The 13,730-nt window shown below is 66.5% G+C and carries 13 protein-coding genes; 2 read left to right on the top strand and 11 right to left on the bottom strand.

Annotated elements, in window-relative coordinates; genetic code table 11:
- Nucleotides 1-145: 145 nt before the first annotated feature.
- Nucleotides 146-778, top strand: coding sequence for a uracil-DNA glycosylase (locus ACFVVK_RS18570; RefSeq protein WP_390270321.1), 633 nt, complete (start codon nucleotides 146-148; stop codon nucleotides 776-778).
- A gap of 158 nt (nucleotides 779-936) precedes the next feature.
- Here the strand turns inward: ACFVVK_RS18570 and ACFVVK_RS18565 are convergent, their stop codons facing one another.
- From ACFVVK_RS18565 to ACFVVK_RS18550, 4 genes are all read right to left on the bottom strand, one after another.
- Nucleotides 937-1,362 (bottom strand): DUF3151 domain-containing protein, encoded by a 426-nt coding sequence (locus tag ACFVVK_RS18565; RefSeq protein WP_090954214.1) that lies wholly within the window; start codon nucleotides 1,360-1,362, stop codon nucleotides 937-939.
- A 2-nt stretch (nucleotides 1,363-1,364) separates the two neighbouring features.
- On the bottom strand, nucleotides 1,365-2,384 hold the full coding sequence (gene fbaA, locus ACFVVK_RS18560) for a class II fructose-bisphosphate aldolase (protein ID WP_390270318.1): 1,020 nt from the start codon (nucleotides 2,382-2,384) through the stop codon (nucleotides 1,365-1,367).
- Nucleotides 2,385-2,553: 169 nt separating this feature from the next.
- Nucleotides 2,554-4,533, bottom strand: a complete 1,980-nt coding sequence (locus ACFVVK_RS18555) for a protease pro-enzyme activation domain-containing protein (protein ID WP_390270315.1) — start codon at nucleotides 4,531-4,533, stop codon at nucleotides 2,554-2,556.
- Nucleotides 4,534-4,617: 84 nt separating this feature from the next.
- Nucleotides 4,618-5,250 (bottom strand): TrmH family RNA methyltransferase, encoded by a 633-nt coding sequence (locus ACFVVK_RS18550; protein ID WP_390270457.1) that lies wholly within the window; start codon nucleotides 5,248-5,250, stop codon nucleotides 4,618-4,620.
- Nucleotides 5,251-5,369: 119 nt separating this feature from the next.
- On the opposite strand from ACFVVK_RS18550, the gene ACFVVK_RS18545 reads away from it, so the two are divergent.
- The gene (locus ACFVVK_RS18545) at nucleotides 5,370-6,293 is read left to right on the top strand and encodes an HAD-IIA family hydrolase (protein WP_390270312.1); all 924 of its coding nucleotides are present in this window, start codon (nucleotides 5,370-5,372) and stop codon (nucleotides 6,291-6,293) included.
- Nucleotides 6,294-6,333: 40 nt separating this feature from the next.
- On the opposite strand, the gene ACFVVK_RS18540 is transcribed toward ACFVVK_RS18545, so the two are convergent.
- From ACFVVK_RS18540 to ACFVVK_RS18510, 7 genes are all read right to left on the bottom strand, one after another.
- On the bottom strand, nucleotides 6,334-7,374 hold the full coding sequence (locus ACFVVK_RS18540) for a thioesterase domain-containing protein (protein ID WP_390270309.1): 1,041 nt from the start codon (nucleotides 7,372-7,374) through the stop codon (nucleotides 6,334-6,336).
- A 129-nt stretch (nucleotides 7,375-7,503) separates the two neighbouring features.
- Nucleotides 7,504-8,049, bottom strand: coding sequence for a hypothetical protein (locus ACFVVK_RS18535; RefSeq protein WP_390270307.1), 546 nt, complete (start codon nucleotides 8,047-8,049; stop codon nucleotides 7,504-7,506).
- A 95-nt stretch (nucleotides 8,050-8,144) separates the two neighbouring features.
- Complete coding sequence (locus ACFVVK_RS18530; RefSeq protein ID WP_390270304.1) at nucleotides 8,145-8,948, bottom strand: GAF and ANTAR domain-containing protein; 804 nt, start codon at nucleotides 8,946-8,948, stop codon at nucleotides 8,145-8,147.
- 79 nt (nucleotides 8,949-9,027) lie between these two features.
- Nucleotides 9,028-9,612, bottom strand: coding sequence for an orotate phosphoribosyltransferase (gene pyrE / locus ACFVVK_RS18525; protein ID WP_390270301.1), 585 nt, complete (start codon nucleotides 9,610-9,612; stop codon nucleotides 9,028-9,030).
- A 63-nt stretch (nucleotides 9,613-9,675) separates the two neighbouring features.
- Nucleotides 9,676-11,049 carry an FAD-dependent oxidoreductase gene (locus ACFVVK_RS18520; RefSeq protein WP_390270298.1) on the bottom strand — a complete coding sequence of 458 codons (1,374 nt, stop codon included), beginning with the start codon at nucleotides 11,047-11,049 and terminating at the stop codon, nucleotides 9,676-9,678.
- Nucleotides 11,050-11,191: 142 nt separating this feature from the next.
- A complete protein-coding gene (locus ACFVVK_RS18515) occupies nucleotides 11,192-13,471 on the bottom strand; it encodes a gluconokinase, GntK/IdnK-type (RefSeq protein ID WP_390270296.1) in 2,280 nt (759 codons plus the stop codon).
- Nucleotides 13,461-13,730: enolase C-terminal domain-like protein (locus tag ACFVVK_RS18510; protein ID WP_390270292.1), on the bottom strand; the 270-nt coding region annotated here is incomplete at its 5' end. The genes ACFVVK_RS18510 and ACFVVK_RS18515, both read right to left, overlap by 11 nt.

Raw genomic sequence — 13,730 nt, 5'->3', positions numbered from 1 at the left:
CGGGGCTTGATAGACTGGTGTGGATCGATCACGAATCGGTCCACACCACATTTTCAAACCACACCAACGCTCCGCGTGCCCGGAATTCGGCGTGCCTGCAACCGGTGTGGCAGCTTTGCCAATCCCGCAGGAGATCCCACAGCATATGACAGCCTTGGCCACTGAAAATTTCCACGAAGAGCTCCTGAGCCGCCGGTACGAACCCAACGTCGCCCCGGTCAATGAGCTGTGTGATGCTCTCCAGGTAACCAAGGCTGGCACCGCTGTCCCCTACGTGGACCCCATGCACGACGTCGATGAGTGCCGCATCATCAGCCTGTACTCCAACATCGGCACCGCGGACGCGTCCGGTTTCATCACCGCCGGCGACGACGAGGCGGCCACCCGCATGCTCGGCATCCAGTGGAAGCTGGGGCTGCGGCCCGAATTCGTGATGCCGTGGAACGTCCACCCGTGGCATGTCCCCGGCGAGCCCAACGGCAAGTTCACCCCGGACCAGATTTCCGCCGGCCTCAAGCCGCTGCTGAAATTCCTGGCCCTCGTGCCCCGCGCCTCGGTCATCGTGGCGCACGGCACCGAGGCCAACCGCCTGGCCAACCTGCTGCTCAAGACCGAGGTCCCGCTGCTGTGGCGCCGCGGCCTGAAGACCTACAAGGTCCGTTCGCTCAGCGGCCGGGCGTTCGCCGGCACACCGGCCCGCCAGGAGGAGTACCTGGCGGACATGCGCACGGCCTACGCGGACGCCATGGCCCGCACGGGTCTGGCCAAGGCCAGCTGATCCCGGCCCAACCCACAACATACGACGGCGGGCCCCCACCTGAGGTGGGAGCCCGCCGCCGTCGTTTAAGCCACGCCCTTAACCCCAACGCGGGGTCACTTAGCGCCCATCCAGGTCGGGCGGTAAGTGACCCCGCGTTGTTTGGTACTCGTGCCGGGTCAGTCCTGGGCCTCGATGGCTGCCCTGGCGGCGGGATCGGAGTCGTTGAGGAACTTGTCGATCCGCTCCGGCTCTTCGGCCTCGCCGATCGCCGCGGACGCGCGGCCCAGCGAATAGAGCGCGCGCAGGAAGCCGCGGTTGGGTTCGTGCTCCCACGGGATCGGGCCGACGCCGCGCCAGCCATTGCGCCGCAGCGAATCCAGGCCGCGGTGGTACCCCACCCGCGAGTACGCGTACGAATCGATGGTGCGGCCCTCGTCCCACGCTTCCTCGGCCAGGATGGCCCACAGCAGCGAGGACGTGGGGTGCTTCGCCACGAGGTCCACCGCTTCCTGGCCGAGCGCGAGGTGCTGGTAGATCTCAGGCTCGGCCGGCAGAAGCGTGGGCTCGGGACCCATCAGGTTCTTGCGGAACTCGTCGGACATGGCTAGAAGGTCTTGCCCGTGGACCCGAGCTGCTGCGCGGCTTCGACGACGCGGGCAGCAAGGCCGGCTTCGGCGGAGGCGCCCCAGACGCGCGGGTCGTAGGTCTTCTTGTTGCCGACTTCGCCGTCGACCTTCAGCACGCCGTCGTAGTTGCGGAACATGTGGTCCGCCACCGGACGGGTGTAGGCGTACTGGGTGTCGGTGTCGATGTTCATCTTGATGACGCCGTAGGAGACGGCGTCGGCGATTTCCTGGTCCGAGGAGCCGGAGCCGCCGTGGAAGACGAGGTCGAACGGGTTGGCCTTGCCGATCTTCGCGCCGACCTGCTCCTGGATGTCCTTAAGGATCTCCGGGCGCAGCTTCACGCCGCCGGGCTTGTACACGCCGTGCACGTTGCCGAAGGTCAGGGCCGTGATGTAGCGGCCGTTTTCGCCCGAGCCGAGCGCGTCGATGGTGGCGAGGGCGTCCTCGACCGTGGTGTAGAGCTTGTCGTTGATGGCGTTCTCGACGCCGTCTTCCTCGCCGCCGACGGTGCCGATCTCGACTTCGAGGATCATCTTGGCGGCCGCGGTGCGCTCGAGGAGTTCACGGGCGATCCGCAGGTTTTCCTGCAGGGTCTCGGCGGAGCCGTCCCACATGTGCGAGTTGAAGAGGGGATTGCGGCCGGCCTTGACCTCGGCCTCGGAGGCGGCCAGCAGCGGGAGCACGAAGCCGTCCAGCTTGTCCTTGGGGCAGTGGTCCGTGTGCAGGGCGATGTTCACACCGTAGTTCTTGGCGACCTCGCGGGCGAAGGCGGCAAAGCCCAGGGAGCCGGCAACCATGTCCTTGGTGGAGGCGCCGGACCAGTAAGCTGCGCCGCCGGTGGAGACCTGGACGATGCCGTCGGACTCGGCGTCGGCGAAGCCGCGCAGCGCCGCGTTCAGGGTCTGCGAGGACGTGACGTTGACGGCCGGGAATGCGAAGCCGCCCGTCTTTGCGCGGTCGATCATCTCGGAGTAGATCTCTGGGGTTGCAATGGGCATGCTGACTCCTCGTCGAAAGCAGTGGTAGCTACATGGCTATCTACATCCTAGCCACGTGCGTCCCGGAGCCGAATACGTGAAGCCGGGTCCCGGAAATGTTCCCGGGACCCGACAACAAACGCAGGCAGACGTGTTACAGCGCTGCCATTGGCTGTGCGCCTGTGGGCGGTTACTGTCCCGCGATGCCCATCGCGAACCGGACAGTCATGCTGCCGACGCCGGTGACGTCGTCATAGCCCGGCGCGGTCACCAGCGATGTGTCACTGTCCGTGCCGACCAGGTAGCTGGCGCCACTGACGGAACTGGAGAAGACCATGGCTTGGGGGCTGGACTGCGGCATCACGTCCCGCGCTCCGGATTTGCCCGTCTTCGCCGCAGCGTAAATGGCCGGGTTGGCGAAGCCGACCGCTTTGCCGGTCGCGGACTGCGCGATCGCCATCTGCGCGGCCGTCAGCGGGCAGGCCAGCGAGGTTCCACCGTAGCCCGTCGTCTCATAGGAGCCGGTCTTGAGAACGTGATCGTTGGTGATCGGGCTGATCCCCACCTGGTATCCGGTGTAGGGATCGGCAAGGGAGGCGACGTCCGGGGAGACCCGATAGCCGTTGGCCAGCGCGGCCGGCACCGTCCCCTGCTGGTAGGCGGGCTGGGCGAACACCGCGCTGATTCCACCGCCGGCGCCGAAACGGAACGCACCCGGCTGGGCACCGGCGTAGCTGAGGCTGCTGTCGGGATTCTGGACGATCCGGTTGCGGGTGGTTCCCCAGCCGGTTTCGAACAGATAGTCGTTGTTCTTGCCGACCGCCAGGCTGGTTCCGCCGACCGCCGTGACGAACGGCGAGCTGGCCGGGAAGTCCGGCGACGCGTAGCCCAGGCTCGCCTTCTCGTCCCCGTTGTCGCCGCTGGAGAAGTACAGCCCCACGCCTTCGCCCGCCGCCTGAAGGTGAATGTTCTGCATGCCCAACAGCGCGTTCGGGGAGACTGCCTCGCCGACATAGCCGTAGCTGTTGCTGACGATGGTGCTCAGCTTCTGGTCCAGAATGGTGGACATTGCGACGTCGATGCCCGCGCCGCAGTTGTTCCCTCCGACGTAGAGGATATTCGCGGCGGGCGCGAGTCCGTGCACGGCCTCGACGTCGAGCGTCTGTTCACCCTGCCAGCCGCTGGGCTGTCCGCACAGGGCCTGGTCCATAAACAACCGGGAATCCGGCACGATCTGCTGGTACTGCCCGGTCTTGAAGGCCGGGAGGCCATTCTTCTGCGAGTACGTGTTCGCGTCGGATTCGATGCTCGGTGATGCGTAGGCGTCGATGATCGCGACAGTCTGGCCCGCGCCCGCCGTCGACGGGGACGTCACCCCGTAGGCGCTTTGCAGTTGGAGCGGGGTGTAGCCGCAGATGGCGGTGCCGAAGCTCGTGGAGCCGTATGCCGCCGGAACGGTGACCTTGTTCTGCTCCCAGTAGTTCGAGCACGGCGCATTCACCGGCGCGGGGCCGACGGGCTTGCCGGAGGGCTGGGCCGCGTCCGGGGACCCGCCGGGAGTTGCCAGCGACGGGCGGGTGAGCAGCCGTCCCTGGTCGATGGAGATCGCCTGGACCATGGCTGCGAGGTTCGCGGGCAGGGAGGGGGCAGTGGACGGGCCGATCAGGCTCTGGCCCTGGAAGGAATAGGTCTGCTCTGTCGTGCTGAATGCGGCGTTGATCTGGGCGACGGTGCCGCGGAAGACCACATAGAGGCCGCTCGTGGGGACCGAGGTGATGACCATGCCGTGCGCCTTGAGGTAGTCAACGAGCCCAGCGACGTCAGCCTTGGACGGCCCGTACTTGGCGATCCAGTCAGAGGGCGAAAGGTACTGCTGGTACTGCGGATTTCCCGGAGTGGACACGGCCGTGGCGAACGCCTTGGCCGCTCCGGCGTCGGGCAGGTTCAGGTAGATTTCGCCTTCGACCGTTGTGTTGCTCAGAGGGATGCCGGTCTTGGCGCGGGAGCCTGCCCATGGGGGCACTGACCCCGGAGAGTTGTTCGACGGCGGCGGCGTCGGCGGGGCGGCGACCGCGGCCGTCGCGGTCAGGCCGATGGCAAAGGCAAGCGATGTTCCAAGCGCCAAATAGCGCGTGGCGCGCCGGAATGGCAAAGTTGAGACCGTCTTCATGAGATGTCTTCCCCTAAGCGGGCGCCCTTTGCGCCCACACACGGCAGAGCCTAAACGGGAAAACACGATCTGACTATAGGTGCCTCAGGAAACTATTTGGCCGAACACGTGGCGGCGGATCCAGGCGTGCATCGCGATGGCCGCGGCTGAGGCGGCGTTGATGGAGCGGGTGGAGCCGAACTGCTCGATCGACAAGGTGGCGAGGGCCGCGTCGTGGACTTCCGGAGTCAGGCCCGGACCCTCCTGGCCAAACACCAGGACGCAGTCCTTGGGCAGTTCATAGGTCTCCAGCGGGACCGAATCCGGGAAGATGTCGATCCCGATGATCGCCAGCCCCTCCCCCTGCGCCCACGCCACAAAGTCCGGCACGGTCGGGTGGTGGCGGACGTGCTGGTAGCGGTCGGTGACCATGGCGCCGCGCCGGTTCCACCGCCGTCGTCCGATGATGTGGACTTCCTTGGCGAGGAACGCGTTCGCCGTGCGGACAACTGTGCCGATGTTGAGGTCGTGCTGCCAGTTCTCGATCGCGATGTGGAAGTTGTGCCGCTTGGAGTCCAGATCCGCCACGATCGCCTCGTGCTTCCAGTAGCGGTACTTGTCCAGCACGTTGCGCCGGTCGCCGTCCGCGAGAAGGTCCGGATCCCAGTGGTCACCCTGCGGCAGCTCGCCTTCCCAGGGGCCGACGCCGACCTCCGCCTTCGGCACGGTCTCTGCCACTGCCGCCGCTTTCTCGTCGGGTGCCGACGTGGAACGGGGTTCGCGGGGCGTCTCGGGTTCAGTCACGCATCAACATTAGACTGGGACACGAGAAGCGGCACACTTACCCGAAGGGCACCATGGCAGACCAAGCGGCACGTCGGAAGTCAGACCACGGGACAGAGCACAAGAGTGGGGACGGGACAGACACCGAACCGGACCGGACAGACCGGGGGGCGGACCCGGACGCGGTGCGGACATCGGCATCGGTGTACCGCAGCGGCCAGGAGATCGAGTGCTGGCTGACGGACATGGACGGCGTCCTGGTCCACGAGAACCAGCCGATCCCCGGAGCGGCGGAGCTGATCCAACGCTGGGTTGACACCTCCAAGCGCTTCCTCGTGCTGACCAACAACTCCATCTTCACGCCCCGCGACCTCGCCGCCCGGCTGAGCTCCTCCGGCCTGGAAATCCCCGAAGAGAACATCTGGACCTCCGCCCTGGCCACGGCACAGTTCCTCAAGGACCAGGTCCGCGGCTCGGAATCGGGCAACCGCGCGTACACGATCGGCGAGGCGGGGCTCACGACGGCGCTGCACGAGGCCGGGTTCATCCTCACCGACCAGAACCCCGACTTCGTGGTGCTCGGTGAGACCCGCACCTACTCCTTTGAGGCCATCACCATGGCCATCCGGTTGATCCTGGCCGGGGCACGCTTCATTGCCACCAACCCCGATGCCACCGGCCCGTCGAAGGACGGCCCGATGCCCGCGACGGGCGCCATCGCGGCGCTCATCACCAAGGCCACGGGCCGCGAGCCCTACATTGTGGGCAAGCCCAACCCGATGATGTTCCGCTCGGCCATGAACCAGATCGACGCGCACTCGGAGACCACGGCCATGATCGGTGACCGGATGGACACCGACATCATCGCGGGCATGGAGGCGGGCCTGCACACGGTGCTCGTGCTCAGCGGCATCACGCACCGGGACGACATCGCCGCGTACCCGTTCCGGCCGAACCAGATCCTGAACTCCGTGGCGGATCTCAAAAACCAGATCTGAGCCGGGCGGTGCTGGCCGATCGCCGCTCTGAGGCCGGCCCTCAGAACGCGGTTTTCTTCCCGCCGCCGATGGGCAGCGGGAAGAAGTCGTCCTGCAGTTTCTCGATGATGGGCCGGTAGACGAACGGGCTCCAGCCGGGGCTGGCATGTTCCGGCCTGGCCCCGTCCGTCTGCAGATCATCCGAGACCATGTTGGCCTTGAAGGTCAGGCTCCACACGTCGCGGGCGGTCTCGTAATCCACCGTCTGGTCTCGGGGGTTGCCGATGAAAGCCATCTTCGTGCTGCCGAGCTTCCCGGCGAAGCGGCTGACGTCAAAGTGGTAGATGTAGGCCGATTCGGACTGGATCAGCACGCTGGAGGGCGCGATCGGGGACAGCTGTTCCAGGCTCTGGTCCACGATCTGGCCCCAGCTGCGCTCATTCTTGTGCAGCATCCTCTCGCCGAGCTCGTAGCCGCCGCGCAGCACCGTGGGGAAACGGAACCCGCTCTCATAGAGCAGCACCACGCCCTCGAACCAGCTCTGGTCCAGCACGTCATGCCGACTCGCGGGGCTGGAATCGAGCAGGATGAACGCCACTTCGAAGCCGTGCAGCTCGCGCAGCCGGGCGGCCACCTGGGTTGCGACCATGCCGCCGAAACTGTGGCCGTAGAAGTACAGGGTGGTGAGCTGGTGTGCGCGGACGTGCTCGATCACGGCAATCACCACCTCGTCGATGTCCAGCCCCTCGTTGGAGTAGCCGACGGCGGCGAGCTGGCCGCGCTTGTTGAGGGAGCCGCGCAGGGCGTTCAGAATCCACTGGGCCTCTTCCCAGCTCGTCTTGTAGCCGGGGAACAGTATCCAACTGGCGTGTGGAAAGTACCGTTCGGCGACGTCGTCCTGCACTTCAAGGATCCGGTCGACGCGCCGCTCGTTCTGGACGCGCCGGGTGAACAGCATGTCCGCCGCCAGCAGGGACGCGGACCCGGCGCCGATCAGGAACGTACGCCGTGAAAACCGTTTGAGTTCGACGGCGTGGCGGAGCGCGCGGGCCTCGGCAGGACCGGGGCCTCGCGGATGGTTCCCTTCCATCTCGGTCGGCACATACCTACCGTATCCACGCTCCGGCGGTGACACGAAACCGGACCAACCCGGGACTGGGACAGCAGTCCAAGATGGCAGCGGGGACCATAGCTCCGGTCCTCGACGGCCCGCCCATTTCCCCGCTACCGGCTAAACGGGATCGGGCTCGCGGTCGCCCTCGCGGCGGCTGATCTCCATGCCGATTTCGTCATAGGTCGCTAGGAGTTCAGTACGGGCCATGCCCGCGGGATCGTCCAGCAGGCCGAAGACGGCGTCGCTCGCGGCGAGGAGCGCGTCGTCGGAGTAGCCGGTCAGAGGCCCGGTGCCTGAGGGGTCGATTGAGGCCGTGAGTCCTCCGGACAGGTCCAGTGTTTCCAGCACGGCGGTGTCATCGCCATGCTGGCTCAAGTCGAGGGAGACCCCGCCGTGGGCCGGCATGCCGGCGATCTCCGAGCCGGCGCTTCCGTGGTCGATCGCGTTGAGATCGTGGCGCAGGCCGGCAAGTGCCGACGATTCGACGAAAGCGGCCCCGCCGAGGTCCACGCGGATGTGCGAAGTGATCCCCATGCGGCGGACGCGCTGGATGATTTGCATCAGGGAGGGTCGGGAGGCGTGGGTGAGGCTCCCCCGGATGTCAATCCGGACGACGTCAGATACGACATCGAGTTTAACGTGGGCTTGCAGTGACGGGTCCATAGGTACTCCAAAGCAGGGGGTCTATGGCCGACGGCTCAACCTCACCCAGCGTAACGGCCCCTGGGTACGGGCACAAGTTACGGCGAACGGGCGGTTCAGACCGCCGCTTCGCGGCCCGGCTCTTCGAAGTGCGTCCGCGTCCCTGCCCCACCGACAGACTGCACCAGCGAGGCAGCGATGTCCCGAAGCTTTACGTTGCCGTTGCTGGACGCGTCCATAAGGATCCGGACCGCGGTCTCCTGGCTGCAGCGGTTCTGCGCCATGACAATTCCGATTGCCATGTCGATGACCGTCCGCGATTGGAGTGTGGCGCGCAGGTTGGTGGCGCTGTCGGTATGCAGCGAGAACCGGACCGCCAGCCGCAGCGCCTGGGAGATTTCCCGAGTGTAGCCGCGGACCCGGATGGCGACGTCGCCGTCGAATTTGTGCGGGACGTCGGAGTAGAGGTTCAGCGCTGCCTGGGCGTCGCCCTGGAGGTGGAAGGGCACAGACAATACGGAGCGCAGCCCGTGCGAGGCCACGGCGGCGGCGTAGTCCGGACCCCAGCGGTCCTCCTCGAAGAGGTCGGGAACGTAGACTTCCCGCTCCTCCTGCGCCGCGGTCAGGCACGGCCCCTGCGCAAGGCGGTACTGGATCTGGTCGATTTCCCGGGCGGAGTCGCTGCTCCACCCGATCGTGGCGGCCTTGCGGTCCCGCAGCAGGGTGATTCCGCACAGCGCGTCATCGCCGGAGTTCGCAACCTGGTGCGCGGAAAACCGGGCCAACTCGTTGAGGAACTCTTCGAAGTCCGCGCTGTCCAGGATCAGGTTCTGGATCTGCTCGACGCTGCTGAGGGATGTGGCGCCGGCTGTTTCGGCGCCACGGGTTCCCGGGTTCGGGTGTTGTTCGGGCGCAGGCATGGCGCATATCTCCAAGGGCGGGTACTGGCGGGGGTGTTCAGAAAATGATAAGGCACCGCCGAAACACCGTCCACATGCCCTAGTCCAGGCCCAGTTCGTCCTTTCCGAATGCGAAGAGGTACGGCACTCCGGCTTCGGCTTCGATTTTTTCCTTGGCTCCCGTGTCGCGGTCCACGATCACGGCGACGGCCACCACGTTGCCGCCGGCCTTGCGGACGCCTTCGACGGCGGTGAGCGCTGAGCCGCCGGTGGTGGACGTGTCCTCCAGGATCAGGACCTGGCGGCCCTCAACCGACGGGCCTTCCACCTGGCGGCCCATGCCGTAGGACTTCTGCGCCTTGCGGACGACGAATGCATCCACGGGACGGTCGGCGTCGACGGCGGCGTGCATGACCGCCGTGCCCACCGGGTCCGCCCCCATAGTGAGGCCGCCCGCGCACTCGAAATCGATTCCGGCGTCGGCCATCAGGGAGAGCATGACCTGCCCCACCAGCTTGGACGCCTCGTGGTGCAGGGTGATCCTGCGCAGGTCGATGTAGTAATCGGCCTCCGCGCCGCTGGAGAGGATGACCTTGCCGCGGACTACGGCCAGTTCCTTGATCAGTTCCAAGAGTCGGGCGCGGGCAGGGGCAGCGGGGGCTGCGAAGTCAGGGGAGGCAGTCATGGGTCCAGTTTAGTGGCTGGGCCGCCGCGGACTTCCAGCCGGGCTCCGTGTGACGGGGGCGCCTCAGGAGGCTGATCGGCTGCCCCACCGCCCGTGGTGGCTGTGCCGGCGAGCGGCGGCGTGCGGCGCCGGGCCGAAATATCCTTCCGGAGGCTTGCCCGGCTCCGGGTTTGCACCCGTCGGGGCGGCCGGCATCTGCGGATGCTGCGGAGCCCGGCGGGCGAAGGCCGGTGCGTGCTCCGGCCGCGGGCCGAAGGCGATGAACCTGGGAATGATTTTGCGGACCGCCGGGACGCGCCGGCCCACGAACAGTGCCGCGGCGGGGAATGTAGACCGCTTCCCGGTCATGATCGGGACGAAGATCGCCCGCTGCATGAGCCGTTGGACGCTCTGCACGACGACGGTGGGCAGCCGCCGCCGTCGTTCCACTTTCTCCAGATCTGCCGTGGTCACGTTGCCGCGGAGGAGCGGCGGGGCCAGGAGCTCGGCCGCGGCCACGGCGTCCTGAATGGCGAGGTTGATTCCGACGCCACCGGCAGGCGACATCGCGTGGGCGGCATCGCCAATACAGAGCATTCCGTTGATGTACCACCGGTGCAGCCGGTTCAGGCGCACGTCCAGCCAGTGCAGGTCATCAAGGGAGCGGATGGCGTCGACCCGGTCCGCGAGGTCGGGGCGCAGCGCCGCGACCCGCCGTCGGAAGCCCTCGACGCCTTCCGCACGGATCCGGACGTCGGTGCCCTTGGCCGCGAGGTAGCCCATTTGGTAGTAGTCGGTGCGGAACAACGCCAGCAGCGCTGCCCCGGGGCCGAAGGCCGGCACCAGTCCGGCTACCTCGCCCGTTTCGGACGCATGACGCGGCAGCTTGAACCACCACGTGTCGAAGGGGACGGAGAACTCTTTTGACGCCAGCCCGGCCGCGGTGCGCAACACGGAATGCCGGCCGTCAGTGGCGATGACCAGGTCCGCAGGGAGTTCGTCGGCCGTGCCGTCGGCGGTCCGGAAGCGGACGCCGCGGACGCGGCCACCGTTGCGGACTAGGCCGGTGGCGGTATGGCTCATGAGGAGGGTGAATCCAGGCTCCTCGGCAGCTGCGGCGGCGAGGAAGTTGAGGAAATCCCATTGCGGCATCATGGCGACGTAGTTGTAGGGCGGCGGCAGGGCGCTAAAGTCGCCCATGGTTACGGGCGGACCGCCGGGCACGGGGAACGCAACGTTCTTCAGGCGGCTTTGCGGCAGCTGCCTGAATTCCTGCCCGAGGCCCAGCTCGTCAATCAGCCGGATGGTGGAGGGGTGCACCGTGTCGCCGCGGAAGTCGCGCAGGAAGTCGGCGTGTTTTTCGAGCACTGTCACCTGCACCCCGGCCCGGGCCAGGAGCAGTCCAAGCATCATCCCCGCGGGGCCGCCGCCCACCACCGCGCATCCGGTCTTCTCCATGGCCCCACGCTACGCCTACGCGGGGGTGGGGCGGGAGGGGTATTCGCGGCGCATTCTGGTTGGCGCGGCGCAAAATATCCTGCGCTACGGGAATCCACGTAGCGCAGGATATTTTGCGCCGCGGGTGTCAGGAAACGCCGCGTCAAAGCCGGGTGTCGAAGGAGTCGCAGAAGACGTTCTCGTTGAACGTGCCCTGGAACGCCGACTTGCCCTGGATCTTCTCGATCGCGGACCGGATGGCCTCCGGCGTGCCCGCGTGGGCGTGGATGGCGGTCTTCACCATCGGCACGTCGATGAGGTGGTTGGGCTGGTTGAGCGAGACGAACACGGTGGGGACTTCGGTGGCGTACCAGGGAATCTCGGCCGCCATGGGCGTTGACCATTTGATCCGGATGGCCGCTTCCTGGGCGAAGCCCTTTACGTTGGCGAACACAAACGCGGCGTCGTACTTCTGCGCGTAATCAGCCGTAGCTTCCTCGGAGATGACGGACATGAAGTTCACGCCGGTCTCGCCGGCGGCCTCGCGCTGCGCGGCCGTCTTGAAGACATGGACTTCGAATCCGGCCTTTTCGAGCTCATCCCGGACAACGTCCAGGTAGGCCAGTGGATCCGCCCGGGTGAAGTCAGCGCCGCCCGAGATGCCGTAGAGGCGGATGCGTTTGTGCGTCTTCGGCGTGATGGGAAGGTTGCCGGCGGTGTCCTTGACCAGGGTGACGGTCTTGTCCGCGATCTGCGCGGCAACCTCACGGTGTGCCTCGCTGCCGATCAGCTGCAGCGCCTCGACCGGCGGGACGAGGGATTCCCGAGCCGCCTTATGCAGCCCGAGCGAGGCCTTCAGGCCCAGGATCCGGCGCAGGGCATCATGCAACCGCGCGTCCGTGATCACCCCGGACTTGTAGCCGTCCAGCATGTACCCGAAGTCCTCGGCCGGGCTCCGGAAGAACAGGAACATGTCACAGCCGGCCGCGATGGTCGCCGGCACCAGCTCGCTGCGCTTCTTGGCCTGGGTCAGGCCGATCATCTGGGACGCGTCGGTAAGGACCAGCCCGTTGAAGCCAAGCTCACCGCGGAGCAGGTCCTGGAGGAGCTCCGGCGCCAGGGTTGCGGGCAGGATGTCCTCGGCCGCCAGCCCGGGCCGGAAATGCCGGGACACGTCCGGCGCACCAATGTGGCCCACCATGATGGACTGCACGCCGTGGCCGATCATCTCCCGGTACACGTGCCCGTAGGTCCGGTTCCATTCCTCGTAGCCGAGCGTGTTGTAGGAGGTCACCACGTGCTGGTCGCGTTCATCCATGCCGTCACCCGGGAAGTGCTTCATGGCGCACACCGTGGGCGATTCGCTGATGCCGTCGAAGTACTCCTTGGCCCGTTCCACCACGATCTCCGGCGTGTTGCCGAAGGCCCGGGTGGAGATGACGGTGTTGCGCCAGTTGTAGTGGATGTCCACAATCGGCGCGAAGGCCCAGTTACAACCCAGCGCGGCCGTCTCCACACCGGCAACGCGCCCCATCTGGCGGGCGATGTCCTTGTCAGGGTGCGAGCCCGCCTGCAGGTGTGTCGAGACGAACGTTCCGTCGTCGCAGCTGCCGGCGCCGCCCATCTCGGGGTTCGACGCGATCAGCAGCGGGATTCTGGTCTTGGACTGGGCGTAGCGGATGTGTTCCTGCACGTCCGCCGACGGCCCCGGCCGGTACCGCATGCCGCCCACGTGGTACTGCTCCAGCACGCCGTCAAGGTACTCCGGGGAGTAGTCGTTGTTGTGGTTGATGAACAGTTGGCCGATCTTTTGCTCGAGCGACATGGAGGCGATGATGGAGTCCACCCAGGCGATGGCGTCGTCGTCGAGGTTGAACGGCGCCGCCTGGAGGTCGACGTCGAACCGCGTGGCATCGTCCTGCAGCCCGGACAGGGCCGCGACAGCTTCATCAACGATCCGGTCAACCGGCGTGGCGATATCCACTACAACGCTCTCCTCGTCGGCTTGGAGTTCCTCGAGGGTATCCAGCTGCGAATCCAGGAGTGAGAGCGGCATGAAGTGCCCCGGGCGCGCCATCATGCGGCTGCTCAACAATTCCCGGGACCCGTGCAAGTGCACGAACACGACGGAGGAATCAGCGCTGCGGATGATGTCGCGGTAGTCGCGCTTGAGCGCGCTGCACGCGATGACCAGGCCAGAGTCCGACGCCGCGAATCGCCTGCCTATTTCGGCCAGCCAGGGTGCCCGGTCGTCGTCGTCCAGCGGAGTACCGGAGGCCATCTTGTCGATGTTCGACTGCGGATGCAGTGAATCTCCGTCGAGGAATTCCGCTCCGAGGCGGTCGGCGATGGCCGCGCCGACGGTGCTTTTGCCGCAACTGGTCACACCCATCACCACAATGCGGCGAGTGGTGTGTCCCCCCGGCTTCAGGTCACCAGTCATGGACGGTGCCGTCGACGAGGCGGTTGTAGGGCAGGTAGGCCTGCTGGTAGGGGTAGGCGGCTGCGGCTTCCTCGTTGAATTCGACGCCGATGCCGGGCTTGTCGCCCGGGTGCAGGTACCCGTCGGTGAAGGTCATGGACTGTTCGAAGACCTCGTTCGTCTTGTCCGAGTGCTGCATGTATTCCTGGATCCCGTAATTGTGGATGGCCAGGCCCACGTGCAGCTGCGCGGCGAACCCGACCGGGGAGATGTCGGTGGG

The sequence above is a fragment of the Arthrobacter sp. NPDC058192 genome, assembly GCF_042883665.1.
Classification (GTDB): Bacteria; Actinomycetota; Actinomycetes; order Actinomycetales; family Micrococcaceae; genus Arthrobacter.
Note: the sequence above shows the minus strand (reverse complement) of the source record. Positions and strands in the feature narration are given on the sequence as shown.

Coding starts and splice junctions, on each gene's coding strand:
- ACFVVK_RS18570 (WP_390270321.1), top strand. CDS start 146: ATGACAGCCTTGGCCACTGAAAATTTCCACGAAGAGCTCCTGAGCCGC.
- ACFVVK_RS18565 (WP_090954214.1), bottom strand. CDS start 1,362: ATGTCCGACGAGTTCCGCAAGAACCTGATGGGTCCCGAGCCCACGCTT.
- fbaA (WP_390270318.1), bottom strand. CDS start 2,384: ATGCCCATTGCAACCCCAGAGATCTACTCCGAGATGATCGACCGCGCA.
- ACFVVK_RS18555 (WP_390270315.1), bottom strand. CDS start 4,533: ATGAAGACGGTCTCAACTTTGCCATTCCGGCGCGCCACGCGCTATTTG.
- ACFVVK_RS18545 (WP_390270312.1), top strand. CDS start 5,370: ATGGCAGACCAAGCGGCACGTCGGAAGTCAGACCACGGGACAGAGCAC.
- ACFVVK_RS18535 (WP_390270307.1), bottom strand. CDS start 8,049: ATGGACCCGTCACTGCAAGCCCACGTTAAACTCGATGTCGTATCTGAC.
- ACFVVK_RS18530 (WP_390270304.1), bottom strand. CDS start 8,948: ATGCCTGCGCCCGAACAACACCCGAACCCGGGAACCCGTGGCGCCGAA.
- pyrE (WP_390270301.1), bottom strand. CDS start 9,612: ATGACTGCCTCCCCTGACTTCGCAGCCCCCGCTGCCCCTGCCCGCGCC.
- ACFVVK_RS18520 (WP_390270298.1), bottom strand. CDS start 11,049: ATGGAGAAGACCGGATGCGCGGTGGTGGGCGGCGGCCCCGCGGGGATG.
- ACFVVK_RS18515 (WP_390270296.1), bottom strand. CDS start 13,471: ATGACTGGTGACCTGAAGCCGGGGGGACACACCACTCGCCGCATTGTG.